Genomic DNA, 22,205 nt, shown 5'->3' on the forward strand with positions numbered 1-22,205 from the left:
CTTCCCGTAAGCGGGCGAGGGAAGGTCGCGTCCTTCGCCGAAGTGAATTTTGCCGAGGTTGTCTTTTATGTCTGGGGTTATGCCGCGCGCCGACCGTGGGCGGAAAATGGCTTTACGGAAGCCGTCTTGGAACGACCCTCCTGGGAGGAATGCATATGCTTGTCGTCCTGCAGGAAACTCGCGATACTCCGGCAACATTTTCGGGGAGATTGCAGATGAATGTATCTAAATTTGTTCGTATCGCCTTGCTGGGAGCCGCTTGGTCAGTGCCGGCGATCGCGTTGGCGCAGGAGTCGTCCCTTTGGTCGGTTTATGAGAACACGCTAAAATCGGCCAAGTACATCGATCTGACCCATGCCTTCGAGCCGGTGCAGCCCGTATGGCCGGGCTTCGCCAATGCCAAGTTCAAACCGACTGTCGCCGGTCGGGACATCGAGGGCTACGTCAAGGCCGGCGAAGAGTTCACTTACGACAAGCATGGGTTCGTCGCGACCGCCTACGAGCTGACGACGGACCAATATGGCACGCAGCTCGATCCGCCCTCCCACTGGAACCCACTCGGTGCAACGATCAGCGACCTGCCGGCCACTTATGCCGTGCGGCCGCTCGTCGTGATCGACATCAGCGGCAAGGTGCAGACTGACGAAGGCTATCACCTTCAGATCGCCGACATCGAAGAGTGGGAAAAGGAGCACGGCCGCATACCGGAAGGTTCGGTCGTCTTCGTGCGTTCGGATTGGTACAAGAAATGGTCCGATGCCGCCCGCTTCAACCAGAAGCCGTTTCCAGGCGTCAGTTTGGACGCGCTGAAGTTCCTGCATCTGGAGCGGAAGATTCTGTTTCATGGCCATGAGCCGCTCGACACCGACACCACGCCCAATCTCGAAGGCGAACATTGGCTGCTTCACAACGATTTCACCCAGGCAGAAGGCGTTGCAAACCTCGACAAGGTGCCGGAGGCCGGGGCGTTGGTTACAATCGGCTTTGCCAAGCCGCTCGGCGGGTCAGGCGGATATGCGCGTTACATCGCTATTGCACCCGCCGATTGGACGGAGGGTGTTTCGGTCACCGAAGCGCCCGGTGCGCCGCTTTCCCGGCAAACCGCGCCGCTCAAGCGCGACGAGAACGGCGTCTTCCGCCCGACGCCCTGATCGCTGGCGATATCCGGGCGGCCGGGCCATGGCGCGTCCCATTTCACGCGATTGTCGCGCAAGTCGCGACAATCGGTTCAGACGTTCAGCCCCTCCGGCGCTCGCGAAAACGTGACTTTCCCGACGATAGCTATCATAATCGCCAGCGCTATCGTGGCATGAGCGCGCCGGTCCTGCCACGGGAGACAGCCATGCTCCGCCTATCTGCCGCAGTTCTGCTGACCCTGGCATTCTGGCCGCTCGCCGCTTCGGCCCAGGAACAGCCGCCGCCGTCGAGATGCGTTGCGATCGCCCAAGCGCTGCCGTCGGCCACCTATGCCAGCTTCACGGCGCCCAAGGCGCAGACGCCTCTGCTGGCCGAGGCCTTCGTCGACGGCGACGTTACGATCACCTATGCCGGCCATTCGACCTACATCATCGAGACACCCGCCGGCGTCAGGATCGCCACCGACTTTTCCGGCGTCTACGGCGCTGACCCGCTGCCGCGCGTGGTGACCATGAACAAGGCCCACCGCACCCATTATTCGGACCATCCGGATCCCGCCATCGAATATGTGCTGCGCGGTTGGAATCCGGACGGCGGTCCGGCGCGCCACGCTCTTGTCGTGGATGACGTCTACATCCGCAACGTGCCGACGGATATCCGCAATGGCGGCGATCTCGGCAAGGACGGCAACTCCATCTTCATCTTCGAAGTGGCGGGGCTCTGCATCGGCCATCTCGGCCATCTGCACCACCGGCTGGAGGACGCGCATTATGGCGCCATTGGCCGGCTCGACGTCCTTATGGTGCCTATCGACGGCGGCATGACGCTGTCGCTCGACCGGATGACCGAAATCACCGCGCGGCTCTATTCATCGATGATCCTGCCGATGCATCGCCATTCGACCCCGATCAGTGAGTTCACAGGTAGGATGGGTGACGATTTCGCGGTGGAATTCCTCTCCGGCCGGTCGCTGACGGTCTCGCTGAAGACGCTGCCCGACCGGCCGACGATCATCATCCTCGAAGGGGTCTGATCGCTTCGTCTCGATCTTCTCCGCCGTGCGCAACCTCTTCTTTCCACTCGCTCAAAACACTCGCTGTCGTTTGGCTTCAGGGGGCAGAGTTAGCTGCCCCTCCACTCTGCGGGCCGATAGGACTAACGAGGGCAGCTTCCGGACGTGCCACTCTGGTTGTTGCGGTCATCGCGAAAATTGGTATCATGTTGGTATTATCGCTATGGGTCCCAGGCGTGACATTCCTCGAATTTTTTGCTGCTGCGCAGAGCAATGGAAGTGATGCGCCGGTCTATAGGCGCCTGCAGGCAGCCCTAGTCGACGCGATCGCCTCGGGCATCTTGAAACCGGGCGCCGTTCTTCCGCCCGAACGTGAGCTTGCCCTTGAACTTGGCATTTCGCGGGTTACCGTGCGTAGAGCGATGGCTGAACTTGTCCGCCAAGGTCTGATTACCCAGCGACATGGCAGCGGAACGTATGTTTCGGGGACGCGCGAGCGCGTCGTGCAAAGCTTGAGCCGACTTTATTCCTTCTCCGAAGACATGACCTCGCGCGGACGGTCGCCAGGCACGCTGTGGCTGGAGCGCGACCTTAGCGTGGCGAATGCCGACGAGGCGCGCCGGCTCGAAATGCCCAATGGCGGGTCTGTCGTTCGGATGCGCCGGCTGCGGCTGGCGGATAAAGAGCCCATTGCGTTGGAAACCTCATTGATTCCTGCTGCTATCCTGCCCGACCCGAAGCAAATCGAAGACTCCCTCTACCGGACATTGCGCGATCTTGGTCATGTTCCAGTCAAGGCCGTTCAGCGTTTCTCGGCGATCAACCTCGACGAAAAGAGCGCCCGCCTTCTCAACGCACCGACGGGCGCTGCAGCGCTCGACATCTACCGGATAACCCGGAGGGAAGATGGCGTCGTCGTTGAATCCAGCCGGTCGATTTTTCGCGGAGACGCCTACGATTTCGTTGCTGAGCTCGGGCTGGGCAGATGAAATATGGTAGCTGCCGGGCGATCCCGGCGCCATCAGCGAAGCCCTTCATGAAAATAAAACAGGTGCGCACTGATGTCCGGCCACGATTGAATCGGAACCGCGGCGGCCGTGGAGCAGCCAGCATTGCGTGCCATCAGAGATAAGACCAATTCATGACCGATTATTTCCTTGGCATCGACGCGGGCTCGTCAGTAACCAAAGTCGCGGTATTCGACGAAAAAGGCCAACAGCTCGGCATGGGATTTCGTCGCATCCGTTTGCAAAGACCGTATCCGGGTTGGTCGGAACTCGATCCTGTCCTTGCATGGAACGCGGTGAGCGAGGCGATCCGTGCAGCTCTCGCCAACGCCGGTATCGTGGGAAACGATATTGCCGCCGTGGGTCTGTCGGCGGCCATGGTAGGGGCATGGCTGGTCGATGATACCGGCAGTGCCTTGCGTCCCGGTATCGTTTGGGAAGACAGCCGGGCGCAGGATTTGCTGGAACGGCGGGCGGCCGACGTGCCGGATTTCTATCAAAGGGTCTTCCAATCCGATGGTTGCGTATTGCAGCAGGGGTGCACGTTGCCGCTACTTGCTTGGCTGCGAACATATGAGCCAGATGTGCTGGACAGGGCGGCACATGTTTTCGGCTATAAGGATTTCCTGCGCCTGAAGCTGACCGGACGGGTAGCCGCCGATCGGACGGAAGCTGCAGTGGCGCCAGGCAGCGCGCGGCAGCGCGACCACAGCCCCGAAATGCTTGCATTGTTCGACGTCGCCGACCTGGCGCACAAGCTGCCGGCAGCAGCAGATTCCGAAACCATAGGCGGCTTCGTCACGGCACGGCAGCAACCGCTACCGGCCTGAGGGAAGGCACGCCGGTGGCGATCGGCGCTGGCGATGTCCCGGCGACGGTCATTGGCGCCAGCGCACTCGAAAGCGGGATGGCGATGGCCGTTCTCGGTACGACCTGCATGGTCGGCATCGTCTCCGATCAGCCCGTGTTCACGCCACCCAATTTGGGCCTGCTTTTTACCCTGCCCGGCGAGAACTGGTTTCGCGCGATGGTCAACGTGGCCGGCACGCTCAACCTTGACTGGGCTATCGAAACGCTGTTGCCCGACCTAGCCGGGGAACCCGCTCTCTACGCGCGGATGGAGGCGATGATCGCCCCGCTACCTATCGGCAATGAGGGCGTGACCTATTTGCCATATCTCAGCGAGAGCGGCATCATTGCGCCGGTGGTTGACCACGAGGCGCGTGCCGGTTTTTACGGTCTCGCACCCCGACACGGGCGGCCTCACATGATCCGGGCCGTCTATGAGGGCGTGACGCTGGCGATGCGCGATCTGTACCAAGGTCTGGAAGGCACCGGCGACAAAATCCTGCTGACCGGCGGCGGAGCGCGCAGCCTGATGTGGACCCAAATGATCGCCGACGCGCTCGGCATCACTGTTCTCGTCCCGGCCGGGACCGAATTTGGTGCCAGGGGAGCAGCTCTCCTCGCGGCGACAGCCATTGGACGGTTCGGTTCGATCCGCGAAGCGTCGAAGGCGACCCGGCAGATACAGCGCCGCCATGAGCCGGACGGTTCCGTGAAGCCGGCCTGGGACCGCGCCTTCGCTAATTATCGCGCCCGCCGCGACAGCAGCTTGCGCAGATAGCCGGAAAAGCTCTACACAGTTGTTTCAGGTGGTACATACCACGAGAAATTCTGGTTTAACCTGTCCATGCCTTCAATCGTCGCCGCAGATCATGTGCCGCTTTATCAACGCATCGCGAGTTCGTTCGCGGCGCAGATAGCATCCGGTGCGCTGAAGGTCGGCGAAAGATTGCCGTCGGAGCGGCAGATGGCCGAGGAGCTCGGCGCGAGCCGAATGACGGCTCGCCAGGCGCTTAAGCTTCTCGAACGGCGCGGCTTGGTGGAGACGCGTACCGGCCGAGGCGCCTTTGTCGCCCATCCGCGCATCGAACAGCAGCTCAGTACTCTGAGCGGTTTTACCGAGGAGATGCATCGCGGCGGCCGCTTGGCTTCCAGCATCGTGCTGGATGCAGGCGTCGGCGCGGCGGATCGGGAAGCGGCGGCGGCGCTTGGCATTGCAGAGCATGCGCCGGTCCATCGCTTGGTTCGTGTGCGTCTGGCGGATGCCGAACCCGTTGGCCTCGAGCGCACCGAAATCCCGGCGGCGCTGGCGCCGAAACTGCTGGAACGCGCGGATTTCAGCACGGATTCGCTCTATCGCGTGCTGCGAGGGGACTATGGCCTCTACCCGAGCGAAGCCGAGCAGAAGCTCTGGTCCGCGCATCCGGATGCGGCCAGTGCTGCCTCACTTGGTATTTCGCTGCAGAGTCCGGTTCTCTTTCTCACCCGCCGCACGCTCGACGCGACGGGCCGTCCGATCGAATACGTCCGGGCGGTCTATCGCGGCGACTGCTTCGTGATGCGCGTCAATCTGACGCTCGGAACAGACACATGACCAAGACGCCGACTGCCGCCGCTTATTTAGCCGACCTCACTACTCGTATCGGTCGTCTATACGACGACAATGCCGAAGCGATCGCGCTCGCCGCCGCCGCCGTCGAGCGCACGGCCAAGGCTGACGGGCTGGTCTATGTTTTTGGCACCGGCCATAGCCACACCATGGCCGAAGAGGCGCACTACCGGGCCGGCGGGCTGGCGCTGACCGTGCCGATCCTCGCCGCTACGACCATGGTGCATGAAGGTGCGGTCGCGGGCACTGTATTCGAGCGAATGTCGGGCATCGTCGCGCCCATATTCGCCCGCTATCCGATCGGGCCAAACGATGTGCTGATCGTCGTGTCTAACAGCGGCGTCAATACGGCCACCGTGGAGGCTGCGCTGATCGGCAAGACAATCGGAGCGACCGTTGTCGCGATCACCTCGGAAGCCTATTCGAAGGTTGCTGCCCAAGGGCGGACGCGGCTCGCCGACGTCGCCGACATCGTCCTTGACAATGGTGCGCCTCCTGGCGACGCCACCATCAACCTGCCGGGAAGCAAATTGCGTGTCGGCCCGGTGTCAACCTCGATTGGGGCAGCGCTGATGAACGCCGTGTTCGTCGAAGCAGCTGCGCGTCTGCAGTCGGCTGGTGGCGCCGCACCCATTTATCTCAGCGCCAATATGCCGGGCGCCAAGGAGGTCAACGAGGCGCTGGTTGATCGTTATCGACCGCGCAATCCGCATCTTTGAGAATTCCAGGACACAGGGATTCCGGACTCAACGGGAGTCTCGGAGCAACGGGAGGAATATGATGATGAGCCCTACGAGATTTCTGACGATCGCCGGCTTCGCCGCTACACTTCTTGCCGGCACCGCCTATGCCGAGCCGGTCGACCTGACGGTCTGGCATATGGAGCAGCCGCCGCACCGCGTGCAGCGCATGAAGGAACTGCTCGACGAATTCAACGCCGCCCATCCCGACATCCAGGTCAAGCAGGAGCCGCAAAGCTGGGGTGAGGTCTACGCTAAGGCGCCGGCGGCCTTCGCCGCCGGAAACGGTCCGGACCTTCTCTTTACCATTCCCGATTTCACAACAGTCCTGAAAGGCATCGATGTGGTCGTGCCGGTCGACGATCTGGTCAAGGACCTCGACAGCAAGCATGGCTTCGTCGAGGCGACCCTCGCGCCCTATAAATACGACGACCATGTTTGGGCCGTGCCGGCCTACAACATGGCGATCTCGCTATGGTACCGCAACAGCGTGCTGAAAGCGGCAGGCGTCGAGGTGCCGAAGACCTGGAGCGAGTGGCAGGCGGCCGCCGAGAAGCTCAGCACCGATGGCAAATCCGGCATCGGTCTTCCGGCCAACAAGCAGCTCTATACGGACCAAACCGTCTATAGCTTCATGGTCAACAGCGGTGCCGGCGATCTCTACAATGACGACGGCTCGATTGCTTTCGACAAGCCGGAAACCGTCAAGGCTTACGATTTCTACAGCAAGCTTGCCAAGTTTTCGCCACCCGACAACAGCACGTGGACATGGGGGGAGGCGGAGGCATGCTTTGCAAACAGCAGCTGCGGCATGATCCTGCAGTTCGGTGTCATCAACACCTACGAAACGCAGGCCGAAGGTGACGCCGCCGATCTCGGCGTGGCGCCCGTTCCGCATGCCGACGAGCAGAGCGCGTCGGCGACCATCTCCTATTCGAACGCCATCATGCTGACGACAAAGGATGAGGCGAAGCAGAAAGCCGCCAAGGTGTTTCTCACATGGTTGCTTGAACCTGCAAATTACGGTCGCTTTCTCACAATGGAGCCAGGCCTGTTCCTGCCGGTGACTAATGACGGCGCCAAGGCGGAATCGTTCTGGAGCGACAAGACCGTGACTAAATACAAGTCCCAGGTCGAAACCATGATTGCCAATTCGCAAAACGGCAAGCTCTTCGGCTTCACCACCGGCAAGGTGTTTCCGTCGATCGGCGCCATCTCGGCTCAGAATGTGATCGCCGAGACCTTGCAGCGCGTTGTTGTCGACGGTCAGAGCGCCGCCGATGCCGTCAAGGCCGGGCAGGCGCGGATGTCCGAAATCGCCGCCAAATAGCGGGCAAGCCGGGGAACGCTCATGAAGAACACGACGCTCGCTTTTGCGTTCGTTTCGCCGGCGCTCCTCTTCCTGCTGGCGGTTCTCGGCTGGCCGCTCGTTCAAGCCGCCATCCTGAGCTTTCAGGATGTCGGCGTGATCGGCTCTGAAGGCCACTTCATTGGGCTCGGCAACTATGCGACGATCCTCGGCGGCGCCGGCTTCTGGCGGGCGCTTGGCCGCAGTGTCGTCTGGGTGCTGTCCAACGCGGTGGTGCAGACTTTGTTGGCGCTGGCAGCGGCGCTTATCCTCAATCAGAAATTTCCCGGCGTCCGGATCGCACGCACCTGGATAATTCTCACATGGATTGTGCCGACCGTGGTCGTTGTCATCATCTGGCGGTGGTTGCTTTCCTCGTCGGGCGGCATGATCAACCCTCTTTTGATCCAGGCCGGCGTGATCGAGCGTCCGGTTGGCTTCTTCGCCACACGCGAAGGCGCCATGACCACGCTGATCATGATCAATTCCTGGCGCTGGTTTCCATTCACCACGCTGATGATGCTGGCTGGCCTGACGCGCATTCCGGGCGATCTCTACGAGGCGGCGCGGATTGATGGCGCGGGCACGTTCCAGCGTTTCAAGCGCATCACCTGGCCGTTGCTGCAACCGACATTGATGGTGCTCGGCGTCGTTGGCACGCTTCTGTCCTTCAACGTCTTCGATGTGATCTGGCTGCTCACCGCGGGTGGTCCATCCGGCGCGACCCAGACATTGCCTGTGCTCATCTATGAAACCGCCTTCAAGGGCTATCGTTTGAGCGAAGCTGCGACGATTTCCGTTCTCACCAGCATCCTCCTGATGGGATTTGCCTTTTTGACGACGCGAGCCATGACGGCGGCGGAGGCGGATCGATGAGGCGCACTTTCGGCCAGTCGCTTTCGCTCTATGGCGGCGTTTTGGTCATTGTTCTTGCAATCGGTCTGCCGTTCTGGTGGGTGTTGACCGGCTCCATCAAATTGCCGAAGGAAATCATCCAGCGTGTGCCCACGATGGTGCCGCACAGCTTTACCCTTCAACATTTCGAAAAGCTCCTGCAGGCTTCGGATTTCCCGATTTATCTACTCAACAGCATGGTTGTGGCGCTGTTTTCCACGGCCTTCACGGTGTTGCTCGCCTTGCCTGCCGCCTATGCCTTTTTTCGCATGGAGTTTCCGGGCCGCAACGCGCTCTACAAGACGATACTGCTCGCTTACGCCTTCCCTGGCGTGGTGGTGCTGATCCCGCTCTACGGCCTGTTCGCGAAGGTCGGGCTGACCGACAGCCCCGTGGCGCTGGTTATCGTCAACGTTGCCTTCGCATTGCCGTTCTCGATCTGGATGATGCGTTCATTCCTGGCGACCGTTCCGCGCGAGATCGAGGAGGCGGCGGTCGTCGATGGAGCACCCACCACCACCATTCTGATCAGAATCCTGATGCCGCTGATTGCGCCGGGCATCGCCAGCGTCGCTATCTTCGCGTTCATCTCGTCCTGGACGGAGTTCCTGTTCGCCTCGGTATTGATCGTGTCGGATGCCAGGCGCACCATTCCGGTCGGCTTTGCCGGCATTATCGGCCAGTATCAAATCGACTGGGGCCTCCTGCTTGCCGGCGCCACGGCAGCCATCATTCCGGTCGTCGCACTCTTCGCCCTTGTCGGCCGCTGGTTCGTCTCCGGCCTTACCGATGGCGCCGTGAAATAGGCTCGAGGGAAGAACTATGGCGGGTCTATCACTTCAGTCGGTCAGGAAGCGCTTTGGCGAAACGGAGGTTATCGGCGGTGTCGATCTTGACGTCGCCGATGGTGAGTTTGTCGTCTTTGTCGGCCCCTCCGGCTGCGGCAAATCAACGCTTCTGCGTATGATCGCCGGGCTGGAAAGAACGTCCGACGGGCGTATCCTGATTGGCGGGCGCGACGTCACCGACGAGGATCCAGCCAAGCGCGGTATAGCGATGGTATTCCAGACCTATGCGCTCTACCCGCACATGACTGTGGCCACCAACATGGGATTTCCGTTGGAGATGGCCAAACGCCCCAAGGAGGAGATCGACCGCAAGGTGGCGGAAGCGGCGAAGATACTGCATCTGGAGGCCTATCTCGGGCGTAAGCCACGCGAGCTTTCCGGCGGCCAACGCCAACGCGTTGCCATCGGCCGCGCGATCGTGCGCCAGCCGGGCGTCTTCCTGTTCGATGAGCCTCTGTCGAACCTCGACGCTGAACTGCGCGTTCAGATGCGCATCGAGATTGCTCGGCTGCATCAGGAACTCGGCACGACCATGATCTATGTCACGCACGACCAGATCGAGGCAATGACGCTGGCCAGCCGTATCGTCGTGCTGCGCGCCGGTCGCATCGAGCAGGTCGGCGCCCCTCTGGAGCTTTATGAGAATCCCGACAACAGTTTCGTGGCAGGCTTCATCGGCTCACCACGGATGAATTTCGTCCCGGCCACGGTCATGGCTGTCGAAGACGGACGGGCTGTGGTCACGGCGCCGGAGGCCGGCCTCGTCGGCATGGCCGTTGCCACACGCGGCGCGCCGCCGAAACTGGGAACATCTGTCAGCCTCGGCATTCGCCCGGAGCATTTTGTGCCCGCCAAAGGCGCGACTGGGGCGCTTTCTGGCAAGATCTCCCTTGTCGAGCGCCTGGGCGGCGTCACCTACGGCCATGCTTTGCTCGCTAGCGGCTCGATGATCACCGTTGAAAGCCGTGACGCGGATCGTTTCGAAATCGGCAAAACGGAAATCTTCGGGTTCCAACGCGCGTTTCTGTTCGGCGCCGACGGCGTTCGATTGTAAGTGTCGGCTCTGGGTGAGTTGATGGGGCGAGCATCATTCCCCCAGAGAAATTGCGAGGTCTCCCTTTTATTGTGCATTGCACAAAATCTGGCCTAGGGTTACCATTCTTCCGTTGTGGGCGGATGGGCTTGGGTGACGCCGGAGCGGTGAGCGACCGACGCTTTGTCGACGCTGCCCTCATAGCTGAGGATACCGATGACCTTTTCAAGCCCTGACAAGTCCGGTGCTGCAAGCCTCGAGTCAATCGCTCGAAACGGCAGCCTGCTGCGCCGCATTGCCGTGCGGATTCCGACTTATCTGTCGGACCTTCGCGAGAATCCGGCATGGCTGCCGATGTTCATGCTGGCACGCACCATGCCGGCGCGGCGGCTGCATTGGCGTGGCGCAAAACCGGTTCGACCGGCGCAAAAAGCCCAGGAAACGATGTTCACCAGCGTCGATCGTGATGCGGCGGTGCGCGCGCTCCGCTCGGACGGCCTGTTTTCCGGGCTTGCCCTGCCGTCGTCGATCCACGAAGAGATCGCCAGCTTTGCGCAGCGCACGCCTTGCTTCGGCAATTTCGACCGTCGGCTGGAATTTGTGCCGGCCGAGCATGCCGACGCCGAGAAGCACTTCGGCCGTCCCTTGCTCAGCGGGCACTTTTTCGAGCGGATCCTCGACTGTAATGCTGCGCTTACCGTGCAGCGCGACCCGCTGCTTCTCGACATCGCCGCCCATTATCTCGGCAGCCAGGCGAAGCTGATCACCACGCGCGTCTGGTGGAGCTTTCCGACGAGCTCCGTCTCCGACGCCGAGAAGAACCTGGCGTCGCTTGGCAAATACCACTTCGATCTCGACGATTGGCGGATGCTGAAATTCTTCTTCTATCTCAATCCGGTCGATACCGAGACCGGTCCGCATGTCTATGTCCGCGGCAGCCACAATCGCCGCATCCTCAAGCACCAGATGACGCTTCTTGTCGGCCACCCGGCGGAAGAGGTCCTGAACGTCTATGGCGCGCAGAGCCCGATCACGCTGACCGGCGAGGCGGGGTCGGGCTTTGTCGAGGATCCCTTCGGCTTCCACATGGGCACCGTGCCGACGCGCAAACCGCGGCTGATGATGGAAGTCGGCTTCGGCGTTTCGCCGCCCTCGCGGCGGCGGTTCCACGGCGAGCCCGTCATCCGCTGATCTTTGGCGCTCATTTTTGGGAAAGCCCAGTAGCAGCCTTTCCGGAACTTGGCCTAACTTGTCTTGGTGCCGCCGCGCCGCAGATGTTCGTCCAGGCGCGGCATGATCTCGACGAAGTTGCAGGGCATGTGCCGGTAGTCGAGTTGCGGCTTCAAGATGCCGTCCCAGGCGTCCTTGCAGGCGCCGGGCGAGCCCGGCAGCACGAAGACGAAGGTCGCATTGACGACGCCGCCGGTGGCACGGCTCTGGATCGTCGAAGTGCCGATCTTGTCGTAGGAAATGCGGTGGAACACTTCGGAAAAGCCGTCCATGCGCTTTTCGAAGATCGGCTCCAGCGCCTCCGGCGTCACGTCGCGGCCGGTAAAGCCGGTGCCGCCGGTGGTGATGACGACATCGATCGCTTCGTCCTTCGCCCAGCCCAGGACCTTGTCGCGGATTTTCTCGCGGTCGTCGGTGACGATGTCGCGGTCGGCCAGGACATGGCCGGCCTCCACGATGCGGTCGGCCAGCGTCTGGCCGGATTTGTCGTCGGCGAGGCCGCGGGTATCGGAAACGGTCAGCACCGCGATGCGCACGGGAATGAAGGAGCGGCTCTCGTCAATCCTGGCCATGTGCGTCAGTCTCCGATGTCATGCTTCGCGTTGCGGCGACGAACCAGTCGGGATGGCGGCTGCGAATATCGACGGCCGCGCGCTTGGCCACATTGCCGGTCTCGAACAGCCCGAAGCAGGTCGCGCCGGAACCGGACATCCGGGCGAACCCCGCTCCGGCCTTGTTGAGCACCGAAAGCGCCTTGCCGATGGCGGGTTGGATCGCGCGTGCAGCGGGCTCGAGATCGTTGCGCGTGATCTCCAGCCAATTGCGGATGCTGTGGAAGTCGAGGCTGCGCGGCAGCGGCGGCAATCCCTCATTGTCGCGATGGGAAAGCGCGTTGAACACCTCGGCCGTGGAGACGGCGATGCCGGGATTGACGAGGACCAGCCCGAGTGCGGGAAAGCCCGGCACGGCAGACAGCTCGTCACCAACACCGCGCGCGATCAGCGGTTTTGCCGTAAGGCACATGGGAACGTCGGCGCCCAGCGAGAGGCCGATCCGCGCCAGTTCGGCTTCGTCGAGGTCCAGTCTCCACGTCTCAGCCAGCCCGCGCAGCACCGTTGCGGCGTCGCTCGAGCCGCCGCCGACGCCGGATGCGACCGGCAGGTTCTTTTCGAGCCTGATGGCGACCGGCGGCGCATGTTGGAGACCGGCCCGCTGCCGCAGCGCGTCGCGCGCTTTGACGACCAGATTGCTGTCGTCGAGCGGGACCGCGGAGGCGTGTCGGCCCGACACGGAAAACCCGTCGCTGTCGGCGAGCTCGATCTCGACCCTGTCGCCGAAGCGCGTGAACACCGCCAGGGTCTCGATCATGTGATAGCCGTCGGCGCGCCTGCCGGTGACGTGCAGCGCGAGATTTATCTTGGCATGCGCATGCAATGCCCGGACGGTGATGCCGGAATCCACTGTGTCGGTCGCGAGCGGGATGATGTCAGTCCTTGGCCAGACGGTATTCGCCGGTCTTCGGGTCCTTGACCAGCGTGCCCATTGAGCCGTTGGTAGCCTGCTTTTCGGTGCGCCGTATCTTGGCCGTCACGCGCTCGGCTTCCCTGACGAAGGAGCGATAGCCGAAATAGGCGAGGACGCCGACTGCGATGAAGAAAATGATCTGTGGCATGTCAAACTCCTTCCTCGCAAGGCCGGCTGCGGCGGCCGGTCGGGTCGGTCAAGCTCTTAAGTTAAACGCTTTTACCGGTTTTTCAAAGCCCGAAGCGAGCCCACAGCGCGCGCTCTTCCGCCGCATCGATCATGCCGCTTGCGGCAGCCGCGGCGATATCGGGCGCTGAAAAGCCCCCATTGCTTGAGCCGAACCAACCGAACCGGCCGAACAGGCCGCGTGGCGCCGTGATCAGCTTGAGCTGGGTTTTCGGCCCGAAACGGGTCTTCAGCACGCTGCGCATGTCGCCGAGCGCGTCGACAAGGCCGAGCTCCAGCCCCTTCTTGCCGGTCCAGAACAGACCAGTGAACAGGTCCGGGTCGTCCTTGAGCTTGGTGCCGCGCCGGTCCTTGACGAGGTCGATGAAGGTTTCGTGGACATCGAGCTGCAGCGCCTTCAGCCGCTCGATGTCTTCCTTTTTCTCGGGCTTGAACGGATCGAGCACCGCCTTGTTCTGGCCGGCGGTATGGACGCGGCGCTCGATGCCGATCTTCTTCATCAGCTCGGGAAAGCCGAACGAAGCCGACACCACGCCGATCGAACCGACGATGGAGGACGGATCGGCAAAGATCTCGTCGCCGGCGACCGCGATCATGTAGCCGCCCGACGCCGCCACGTCCTCGACGAAGACCAGAACCTTTTTGTTCTTCTCGGCCGCCAGGTCGCGGATACGTTTGAAGATCAGCCGCGATTGCACCGGCGAGCCGCCCGGCGAATTGATCGAAATGGCGACCGCGGGGGCTTCGAAGGAAAACGCCTTCTCGATAGGGCCGGCGGTGGACGCGAGCGAAAGACTCGGCCGGAACTGGCCGCCGCCGGCCATGATGGTGCCGTGCAGCCGGATGACGGGAATGACGACGATGTCGGAGCGCCAGGATTTCGGCAGCAGGCGGTTGAGAAAGCGTTTCACGGGATCTCCGGTCAATTGGCCTGAAGGCATGTAGGGATTCGCCGGCCAACGGCAATGCCGCGACGCCGACCGGCTAGCCGCATGATCCTTTCCTAAAATCGGAATCGATTTTAGGAAAGGATCATGCGCAAATCAAAAGTGCTACAGCGCTCCTGGCTCGTCCGGAAGGACGGGCGGCGCTGTAGGTCAGTCGCCGAACAGCGAAGCCAGTCCGTTGTTGATCATCTCGGTCCGCTCCGTTGGGCCGTCGCCCGATTGCGCATGCAGCATCAGCGGCGGGCGGATCGACAGTTTTCCGCGTGCCCCGAGTATCGCCCTGACGACGATGCGGATCGCCGCCGCCTCGGGGCGAGGGTGGACGGCCAGCATCTCGGCATCGCCGAAGCGGCCTGATATCGCATCGAGGATGGCGCCGAGCTGATCGGGCCTGGCAATCACGGCAAGACCGCCGCGCGGCCTGACCACAGCAGCCGCACTTCGGATCCAGCTGTCGAACAGCCCGTCCTCCGTCACATGTGCTGCCCTTCTGAGCGGGTCGGGCGTGGCGCGATCCTCGGCGGCATTGAAGGGCGGGTTCATGATGACGAAATCGAAGGAATTGTCGGCAAGCCCGGCGGCTGTTCGCGCTTGGCCCGACAGCGCGACGTCTGCGGCGAGCACCGAGGCGCGGTCGTTGAGATGCGCATTGCCGGGGTGGGCAAGCGTCGTTGCAGCGAACGCCGCCATTTCCGGAGACCGTTCGATGAGCACGGCCTTGGCATCAGGACAGCGCGACAGCACCGCCAGGCCTGCGGCGCCAGCACCCGCGCCGAAATCGGCAAGGCGGCCGGCGAAGGAGGACGGCACGGCAGCCGCCAGCATCATGGCGTCCATGCCGGCGCGATGGCCGGCCTGTTTCGGCTGAACCAGCCAGAACCGTCCGCGATGGAAGGCATCGACCGTATGGGCCGGCGTATCCTGGACAAGGGTGGCGCGCGCCGCGGACATTATTTCTGGCGGATCTCGTTGGCGATGCCGGCATCCGTCAGGATGCGCCGCGCCGCATCGGCCTGATCGGCTTCGACCATGATGCGCCGGGGCAGGATGCCGATCGAGCCGTCGAGCACGCTCATGTTCTGGTCGGCGACGAAACAGCCGATGCCGGCATCGCGCATCAGCGATTCGACAAAGGAGATGATCACGGCATCGTTGGTGCGGATAAGCTCTATCATCGGACGAAACTCGCAGGTTGCAGCGTTTATGTAAATGTGGGTGGCTCCCGTCGCCATCTCGACCGCGCCAAATCGCCTCTTGCCGTGCCTGTGGGTACCGCCCTAGAGTCTGTGGCGGGATCAGGGTGCCGTCGTGCGCGTGACTTATAGACGGGAGTGTTTGTGGTGGGTGTCGTTCTCAACATCGAAAACGGGAAGCGGGAAGCCGCCTCGATCAAGGATCTCATCGACCTTACGGCGGCCGATATGGGGCGCGTTAACAAATTGATCCTGTCGAAGGCCGGTTCCGACGTCGAGATGATCCCGGAGATTGCCAACCACCTGATCTCTTCGGGCGGCAAGCGGCTGAGGCCGATGCTGACGCTCGCCTCCGCCCAGATGTTCGGCTATTCCGGCGAGGGTCACGTCAAGCTCGCCACATCGGTCGAGTTCATGCACACGGCCACGCTCCTCCACGACGACGTCGTCGACGAGAGCGGCATGCGGCGCGGCAAGAAGACCGCCCGCATGATCTGGGGCAACCAGGCAAGCGTGCTGGTCGGCGATTTCCTGCTTGGCCAGGCTTTCCGCATGATGGTCGATGTCGGCTCGCTGGAAGCGCTCGATATCCTGTCGAGTGCTGCCTCGATCATTGCCGAGGGCGAGGTGATGCAGCTCGCTGCCGCCAAGAACCTCGAAACCACCGAGGATGAGCATTTCGCCGTGATCAAGGCCAAGACGGCGGCCCTGTTCTCGGCCGCCGCCGAGGTTGGTCCGGTCATCGCCCAGGCGACGCGAAACGATCGCGCGGCACTGCGCTCCTATGGCATGAATCTCGGCCTTGCCTTCCAGCTGATCGACGATGCGCTGGATTATGGCGGCACCAGCAAGGATCTGGGCAAGAATGTCGGCGACGACTTCCGCGAGGGTAAGGTGACGCTACCGGTGATCCTCGCTTACCGGCGCGGCACCAAGGCCGAACGCACCTTCTGGAAGCGCGCCATCGAGGACAATGTCATCGACGACGCCGGGTTGGAAAAGGCGATCGGATTGATGACCCGTCACGGGGCAATCGCCGACACCATTGGACGCGCCGGCCATTTCGGCGAGATTGCCCGCGACGCGCTGGCGCCGCTCGAAGCGACGCCGCAGAAATCGGCGCTGATCGACGTCATCGATTTCTGCATCAGCCGGGTGAACTGAGAGGCGCCGCTCCTCATCTTGGTTTCCCCGGAAGCACCATTGCGGCGAGCAGGCTGACGGCGATGCCTGCCGCAGCGAGCCAGAAGGCGACCTGGATGCCGTCGGCAACAGCGATCTTCAAGGCATCACCGGCCAATCCGCCGACATGGCGGTTGGCGATCGCGATCAACACCGCCATGCCGATCGCGTTGCCGACATTGAGCATGGTGGAGGCCATTCCCGACGCGACGCCCTGTTCGTCGTGGGAAACACCCGAGGCGGCGGCGATCCACATGGCGGTCCAGACGATGCCTTGTCCGACGCCGGAGATGATCAGGCCGGGCACGAGGGATAGATAGCTGCTGTCTGCGGATGCGCCTGATACCATCAAGGCCGTCCCGGTCGCGCCAATGACCATGCCGCCGACCAGCGTGGCGCGTGTCGAAAAACGCGTTGCCAGGCGTTCACCGAATTGCGTGCCGACCGCGATGGCGACCGATGGCACCAGGAACGCAAGGCCGGCCTGCAAGGCGGTGAAGCCATGCACGTTCTGCAGCAGCACGGTGAGGAAGTAGGGCAGGGCGCCGAAAGTCCCCATGAAGAGGAAGGTGATTGTCATGCCGGCGACCAGGCTGCGGTTGTGGAACAGGCGCAGCGGCATCAGCGGATCGGCGCTCTTCGCCTCTATCACCGCGAAGGCGATCAGGAAGAGTGCCGCCAGTGCGGCGCTGACGATGATCGCAGTCGACCCCCAGCCATATTCGGGGCCCTGAACCAGCGTGAAGACAAGCAGCGTCGCGCCGGTGGTGACGGTCAGCGCGCCCGGCAGATCGAAGCTGCGATGTTCATGCCGCTTGCGGTCCCGCGGAATGATGGCGAAGGCCGCGATGATGGCGACCCCGGCCAAGAGCACGTTGACATAGAAGACCGAGGGCCAGCCGAAGGCGCTGGTGAGAAGGCCTCCCGCCAACGAGCCGAGCGTGAGGCCGCTCGCTCCGGCGCCGCCCCAGACCGCGAGCGCCCGATTGCGTTCCGGCCCCTCGGCAAACAGCCGATTGATCAGCGACAGCGTGGCCGGGAACAGGAAGGCGGCGCCGATGCCTTGCACCGCACGGGCCGCGATGATCACTTCCGGCGACCAGGCGAGGCCGCCGACCAGGGACGAAAGCGCATAGAGCCAAAGCGCGAAGATGAAAACACGGCGCTGGCCGATCAGGTCGGCAGCCCGGCCGCCGAACAGCAGGAAGCCACCGGTGAACACGGTGTAGGCGCTGACCACCCATTGCAGGGTCTGGCCCGAAAAGCCCAACCCGGCGCCGATTTCCGGCAAAGCCACGAAGACGATGTTGAGGTCGAGTGCGATGATGAGCTGGGCGAAGGCAAGCAATGCCAGCGTGGCGCCGCGCTTCGCGCCGATCCCTCCTGCTGCCGCGGCGCCGAACGGCGCGCCTTGATCGAGTGAGCTCATGTCAAAATCTCCATGTCGACGATTCTTTATCGATCAATAAAGAATTGGGTTTGCAATCCGAAGTCAAGCGGATTATTTGTTGACTGATAAAAAATGGAGGTCGCGATGGCAGGAAGGCCAAGGGAGTTCGATCGGGATCAGGCGTTGGAGAAGGCCCGCGACGCCTTCTGGACGCGCGGCTATGAGGGCACCTCGATGGCCGATCTCGTGTCGGTGCTTGGTCTGGCCTCGCCGCGCATCTATGCCGCCTTCGGCTCGAAGGAGGACCTGTTTCGGGAAGCGGTCGTTCTCTACGAGACCAAAGAAGGAAGCTTCGCCACCCGCGCGCTTGCCGAGGAGCCAACCGCTCGGCGGTTTGTCGAGCGGTTGCTGCGTGATGCAATCGAAATCTATACGAGGCCGGGTCTGCCGCAGGGCTGCATGGTTGTCTCAGCCGCGACCAACTGCGCCGCCGAGAACGATCGCGTGCTTTATTGGCTGGCCGAACGTCGCCGAGCGCGCAATGCGCTGATTGTCGAGCGCCTGAGAAAGGGCGTTCGGGACGGGGAGCTCAAACCGGATACGGAGGCCGAGGCCATGGGCGACTACTACACCACGCTCTTGTTTGGTCTCTCGGTGCAGGCGCGCGACGGTGTGCCGAAAAAGCGGCTGCATGCTCTGGTAACCGTGGCGATGCAGTCGTTGGACGCAAGACTTGTCCAGGGATCCTGAGCTTCATCGACCGTCGTGCGGAGGTCAAAACGGAATTTCCCGGCAGATCAGCAGATCACATCGTGGCTGGGCGGGGTGGTGGACGAGATCACGAAAACGCCCTCGCGCTCTTCAGCAGCGCCACGAGCTGGCTCTGGCGGCTAGTTCCGGTTTTCCGAAAGATTCGTTCGAGATAGGTGCGGGCCGACTTGACGGCGATGCCGATTTCGATGGCCGCTTCGTGCACCGAACGGCCGGCGGCAAGCGCGACGGCGAGCCGGCCCTCGGCCGGCGTCAGGTCGAACAGGCCTGAAAAGATATGGGGCGACGGAACAGTCGCGCAGAGGCTGACCTCGGTTGCCGAAACGAGAATATCCGCACCCGAAAAGATATCATGCGCGGCGCGGCGCAACGGCAGCAGGTGGACAACTAGCGCGGGCCGCCCCTTCGTGCCCGGAACAGGGATGGACCGCACGATGCGGTTATCCCGGTTCTGCGCGATGGCCTGCTGGAAAAGCGCGTTTGCCGGTTCATTGGCAAGCGCGATGCCGCCATGGGCCGTGGGGAGGAAAACGTGGGCCATGTCTTCGAGGAGCGGATTGGCCGTCAGCACGCGGCCCGACCCGCTCATGACAGCGGCCGGCAGTCCAATTTCGCGCAGCGTCGATACGGCGGTCTTTGCCCGTTCCAGACCCAGGCGCCCGGCAATAACGCCAGCTCTCGCGAGGTGAGGGCGCAGTTCGTCCAGCCGATCGATCGCGGCCTGATCGTAGATCCCGTCCTTTAGCCAGCGCTGGAAGACAAAAAGCACGAACTCTCCGCCAGGCATTGGGACGGATGTGCATACATGCGATCCAGCGCCAAATGCCGTTGCGCTTTTGCGGACGGGGTCGCGCTCGATCTCCTCGCCGGTCATGAAATCATCGACCCGCACAAAGCTTGCTGGCTGTGTGCTGCACATGCGCTGCACGCTTTCGGAAAACTTCCAGCTATCCCCCGCCATGAATTCATCGAGCAAGGGCTGGACATGCGCTTCGGTGATGGCGCGGACCGGCGACTGATCGCTGAATACAAAGATCGCGCCGCTTGCCGAGCGGGAGATCGCGCTTGCCGCTCCCAATACCTCCGGCCACAGCTCGTCCGCGAACGCCGCTTCGTAGATTAGATCGACAATGGCGAAGGCCTGCTCGTCCTGCGGCATTTCCAGCATCGGCATCTTCCTGGGCGAAGCAACGGCATCCATCTGCACGGTTCCACGCATCATTCCGTTGCGTAAACTTTCGACGCCCGCCGCTTACGGATCGCTTACGGCATCGGGTTGCCGGTGCCGCAGCAGGGCAAGCCAGCAGCCCGCCAGGCCAGCAAAGCGCGGTCGATGGTCGCAGTTGCGCGCCGTTCGGCATGCTTTGCTAATCGCATGACTCGATTGTGAATTCGGGCCGGGTTGAAGCGTGACCCCAAAAAGGCCATGCTTTGCTTGGAAAAGATCGAGTCTACGGCGATCCCGCTGACGCGGGCATGGCTTTGACTGAAAGGGATACGATGCGGCAAGGATGTGCGCGCTGGCTGACACGGCTGGCAATTGTGACGGGCATGGCGATCTCTGGTCTGCCAGCCCTGGCCAAAGAGACCACCGGGCCGGTCAAGATCACATCCTTCTCGGGCGCTTATCTCGCCGCGCGGGTCGCCGAAGGCGACAATGATCTCGACAATGCCATCGCCTACTACAAGCAGGCGCTCGCCTTCGCACCCGACGATACCTCGTTGCAGCAAAGCCTGATGTTGTCGCTGATCGCGCAAGGGCGCTTCGAAGAATCCCTGGTCTATGCCGACAAGCTCAAGGCGGTTCCGGACGTCGAGCGGTTCTCGCGCCTGGCGCTGGCCGTCGGTTCCTTTCACAAGAAGGACTTTTCCAAGGCAGAATACTGGCTCAAGCTTTCGCTTGAATCCGACCTCGACCGGCTGATCTCCGGCGTCATGACCGGTTGGGCCAAGCAGGGCGCCGGCGACGCCAGCGAGGCCATGGCCTCCATCGACAAGCTGCAGGGTCCGGACTGGTTCGGCCTCTTCAAATCCTTCCATCGCGCGCTGATTGCGGACGCATCTGGCTTGCCCGAAAAGGCGGATGCGATTTACGCCGCGACCCTCCAGGACACCGCGACCGGTAGCGCCGCACCCGAAACCTGGATGCGCAATGCGCAGGCCTATGCCTCTTTCCTCGCCCGCAAGGGCGACAAGGGCAAGGCGCTGTCCGTGCTTGATCAGGCCGAGGCATTTGCATCCGGCAAGGTGGAGATATCAGCGCTTCGCGACAAGATCACCAAGGGCGAGAAGATCGAACCCTTCGTTGCCGGCCCGTCCGACGGCGCCTCGGAAATTCTGCTCGATCTCGCCACCGCGCTCAATCGCGGCGGCGGCGAGCCGTTCGTCCGCCTCTATCTGCAATATGCCCTGGCGCTGAAGCCCGACAGCGACGCGGCCCTTGTCCAACTCGCCGCCGTTTCCGAGCAGTTGAAGGACGGCGAGGGCGCTATCGCCTTCTATCGCCGCATCCCGGCCAGTTCGCCACTGAAGGAGCTTTCGGAACTGCAGCTCGGCCTCAACCTTGCCGATCTCGACCGCCATGACGAGGCCATCTCCCATCTGAAAGCCCTCGTCGAAGCGCATCCCAACGACATGCGCACATATCAGGCGCTCGGTGGCGTCTATGCCTCGAAGGAGGACTTCCGCTCCGCGGCCGATCTCTTTGACAAGGCGGTGGCGGCGCTGAAGGCCCCGACCCGCGCCGACTGGAACATTTTCTACCAGCGCGGCATCGCCTATGAGCGGCTGAAGGAGTGGCCGAAAGCCGAGCCGAATTTCCGCAAGGCGCTGGAATTGTTCCCCGACCAACCGCAGGTTCTGAACTATCTCGGCTATTCCTGGGTGGACAAGAACATGAATCTCAAGGAAGGCCTTGAGATGATCCAGAAGGCCGTCGACCTCAGGCCGAGCGACGGCTACATCGTCGATTCGCTGGGCTGGGCCTATTTCCGCCTGGGCAGGTTTGATGACGCTGTTCGCGAAATGGAGCGTGCCGTGTCGCTGAAGCCGGAAGATCCGGTGCTGAACGATCACCTCGGCGATGCCTATTGGCGGGTCGGCCGCAGGCTGGAAGCCACCTTCCAGTGGAACCAGGCCCGCGACCTGAAGCCGGATCCCGACGTGCTCGCCGCCTTGCAGCAGAAACTGCTGAAGGGCCTGCCGCCGATCGAATCCAACACGGCGCAGGAAACCCCGAAGGTCAAGCCCGAACCGGCGCCCGCGCCGAAGGGCTGACCCTTCCGCCTTGACGCTTGGCGGGTGGCGCT

General features: G+C 62.5%; 23 protein-coding genes. 15 read left to right on the top strand and 8 right to left on the bottom strand.

Going from position 1 to position 22,205, the window contains the following annotated elements:
• Window positions 1-215 precede the first annotated feature (215 nt).
• From CIT25_RS07820 to CIT25_RS07875, 12 genes are all read left to right on the top strand, one after another.
• Window positions 216-1,151, top strand: a complete 936-nt coding sequence (locus CIT25_RS07820) for a cyclase family protein (RefSeq protein ID WP_095483953.1) — start codon at window positions 216-218, stop codon at window positions 1,149-1,151.
• Window positions 1,152-1,342: 191 nt separating this feature from the next.
• Complete coding sequence (locus CIT25_RS07825; RefSeq protein WP_095484024.1) at window positions 1,343-2,170, top strand: MBL fold metallo-hydrolase; 828 nt, start codon at window positions 1,343-1,345, stop codon at window positions 2,168-2,170.
• A 215-nt stretch (window positions 2,171-2,385) separates the two neighbouring features.
• Window positions 2,386-3,138, top strand: a complete 753-nt coding sequence (locus CIT25_RS07830; protein ID WP_245329786.1) for a GntR family transcriptional regulator — start codon at window positions 2,386-2,388, stop codon at window positions 3,136-3,138.
• A gap of 152 nt (window positions 3,139-3,290) precedes the next feature.
• Complete coding sequence (locus CIT25_RS07835) at window positions 3,291-3,986, top strand: FGGY family carbohydrate kinase (protein WP_095483955.1); 696 nt, start codon at window positions 3,291-3,293, stop codon at window positions 3,984-3,986.
• Window positions 3,987-4,000: 14 nt separating this feature from the next.
• On the top strand, window positions 4,001-4,783 hold the full coding sequence (locus CIT25_RS07840; RefSeq protein WP_095483956.1) for an FGGY-family carbohydrate kinase: 783 nt from the start codon (window positions 4,001-4,003) through the stop codon (window positions 4,781-4,783).
• Between the two features lie 66 nt (window positions 4,784-4,849).
• Window positions 4,850-5,596 carry a GntR family transcriptional regulator gene (locus tag CIT25_RS07845; RefSeq protein ID WP_095483957.1) on the top strand — a complete coding sequence of 249 codons (747 nt, stop codon included), beginning with the start codon at window positions 4,850-4,852 and terminating at the stop codon, window positions 5,594-5,596.
• Window positions 5,593-6,330: an SIS domain-containing protein gene (locus tag CIT25_RS07850; RefSeq protein WP_095483958.1), complete on the top strand. Its 738-nt coding sequence runs from the start codon at window positions 5,593-5,595 to the stop codon at window positions 6,328-6,330. Before CIT25_RS07845 ends, CIT25_RS07850 begins: the two co-directional genes overlap by 4 nt.
• 64 nt (window positions 6,331-6,394) lie before the next feature.
• Complete coding sequence (locus CIT25_RS07855; RefSeq protein WP_095484025.1) at window positions 6,395-7,681, top strand: ABC transporter substrate-binding protein; 1,287 nt, start codon at window positions 6,395-6,397, stop codon at window positions 7,679-7,681.
• Between the two features lie 21 nt (window positions 7,682-7,702).
• Window positions 7,703-8,575, top strand: a complete 873-nt coding sequence (locus tag CIT25_RS07860) for a carbohydrate ABC transporter permease (RefSeq protein WP_095483959.1) — start codon at window positions 7,703-7,705, stop codon at window positions 8,573-8,575.
• Window positions 8,572-9,399 carry a carbohydrate ABC transporter permease gene (locus CIT25_RS07865; RefSeq protein ID WP_095483960.1) on the top strand — a complete coding sequence of 276 codons (828 nt, stop codon included), beginning with the start codon at window positions 8,572-8,574 and terminating at the stop codon, window positions 9,397-9,399. The genes CIT25_RS07860 and CIT25_RS07865 overlap by 4 nt, the downstream gene beginning before the upstream one ends.
• Window positions 9,400-9,415: 16 nt before the next feature.
• Window positions 9,416-10,495, top strand: a complete 1,080-nt coding sequence (locus tag CIT25_RS07870) for an ABC transporter ATP-binding protein (RefSeq protein WP_095483961.1) — start codon at window positions 9,416-9,418, stop codon at window positions 10,493-10,495.
• 195 nt (window positions 10,496-10,690) lie between these two features.
• Window positions 10,691-11,665: a phytanoyl-CoA dioxygenase family protein gene (locus CIT25_RS07875; protein ID WP_095483962.1), complete on the top strand. Its 975-nt coding sequence runs from the start codon at window positions 10,691-10,693 to the stop codon at window positions 11,663-11,665.
• A 53-nt stretch (window positions 11,666-11,718) separates the two neighbouring features.
• On the opposite strand, the gene moaB is transcribed toward CIT25_RS07875, so the two are convergent.
• The 6 genes from moaB to CIT25_RS07905 form a co-directional block, all read right to left on the bottom strand.
• On the bottom strand, window positions 11,719-12,276 hold the full coding sequence (gene moaB / locus CIT25_RS07880; RefSeq protein ID WP_095483963.1) for a molybdenum cofactor biosynthesis protein B: 558 nt from the start codon (window positions 12,274-12,276) through the stop codon (window positions 11,719-11,721).
• A complete protein-coding gene (locus CIT25_RS07885; RefSeq protein ID WP_095483964.1) occupies window positions 12,263-13,165 on the bottom strand; it encodes a 4-(cytidine 5'-diphospho)-2-C-methyl-D-erythritol kinase in 903 nt (300 codons plus the stop codon). Before CIT25_RS07885 ends, moaB begins: the two co-directional genes overlap by 14 nt.
• A gap of 25 nt (window positions 13,166-13,190) precedes the next feature.
• Window positions 13,191-13,376 carry a hypothetical protein gene (locus tag CIT25_RS07890; protein WP_095483965.1) on the bottom strand — a complete coding sequence of 62 codons (186 nt, stop codon included), beginning with the start codon at window positions 13,374-13,376 and terminating at the stop codon, window positions 13,191-13,193.
• 82 nt (window positions 13,377-13,458) lie between these two features.
• Entirely contained in the window at window positions 13,459-14,325 is an 867-nt protein-coding gene (locus CIT25_RS07895; RefSeq protein WP_095484026.1) for a S49 family peptidase, read from the bottom strand.
• Between the two features lie 186 nt (window positions 14,326-14,511).
• On the bottom strand, window positions 14,512-15,312 hold the full coding sequence (locus CIT25_RS07900) for a tRNA1(Val) (adenine(37)-N6)-methyltransferase (protein WP_095483966.1): 801 nt from the start codon (window positions 15,310-15,312) through the stop codon (window positions 14,512-14,514).
• Window positions 15,312-15,536 (bottom strand): putative signal transducing protein, encoded by a 225-nt coding sequence (locus tag CIT25_RS07905; RefSeq protein ID WP_095483967.1) that lies wholly within the window; start codon window positions 15,534-15,536, stop codon window positions 15,312-15,314. Before CIT25_RS07905 ends, CIT25_RS07900 begins: the two co-directional genes overlap by 1 nt.
• Window positions 15,537-15,701: 165 nt before the next feature.
• Here CIT25_RS07905 and CIT25_RS07910 point away from each other — a divergent pair, with 165 nt between their 5' ends.
• Window positions 15,702-16,718 carry a polyprenyl synthetase family protein gene (locus CIT25_RS07910; protein WP_095484027.1) on the top strand — a complete coding sequence of 339 codons (1,017 nt, stop codon included), beginning with the start codon at window positions 15,702-15,704 and terminating at the stop codon, window positions 16,716-16,718.
• 13 nt (window positions 16,719-16,731) lie between these two features.
• On the opposite strand, the gene CIT25_RS07915 is transcribed toward CIT25_RS07910, so the two are convergent.
• Complete coding sequence (locus CIT25_RS07915; protein ID WP_095483968.1) at window positions 16,732-18,165, bottom strand: MFS transporter; 1,434 nt, start codon at window positions 18,163-18,165, stop codon at window positions 16,732-16,734.
• Between the two features lie 105 nt (window positions 18,166-18,270).
• Here CIT25_RS07915 and CIT25_RS07920 point away from each other — a divergent pair, with 105 nt between their 5' ends.
• A complete protein-coding gene (locus CIT25_RS07920; RefSeq protein ID WP_095484028.1) occupies window positions 18,271-18,876 on the top strand; it encodes a TetR/AcrR family transcriptional regulator in 606 nt (201 codons plus the stop codon).
• An 88-nt stretch (window positions 18,877-18,964) separates the two neighbouring features.
• Here the strand turns inward: CIT25_RS07920 and CIT25_RS07925 are convergent, their stop codons facing one another.
• Window positions 18,965-20,098: a helix-turn-helix transcriptional regulator gene (locus CIT25_RS07925; RefSeq protein ID WP_245329787.1), complete on the bottom strand. Its 1,134-nt coding sequence runs from the start codon at window positions 20,096-20,098 to the stop codon at window positions 18,965-18,967.
• 299 nt (window positions 20,099-20,397) lie between these two features.
• Here CIT25_RS07925 and CIT25_RS07930 point away from each other — a divergent pair, with 299 nt between their 5' ends.
• The gene (locus tag CIT25_RS07930; RefSeq protein ID WP_095484030.1) at window positions 20,398-22,173 is read left to right on the top strand and encodes a tetratricopeptide repeat protein; all 1,776 of its coding nucleotides are present in this window, start codon (window positions 20,398-20,400) and stop codon (window positions 22,171-22,173) included.
• Window positions 22,174-22,205 lie beyond the last annotated feature (32 nt).

This window comes from Mesorhizobium mediterraneum, from assembly GCF_002284565.1.
Taxonomy (GTDB): domain Bacteria; phylum Pseudomonadota; class Alphaproteobacteria; order Rhizobiales; family Rhizobiaceae; genus Mesorhizobium; species Mesorhizobium mediterraneum.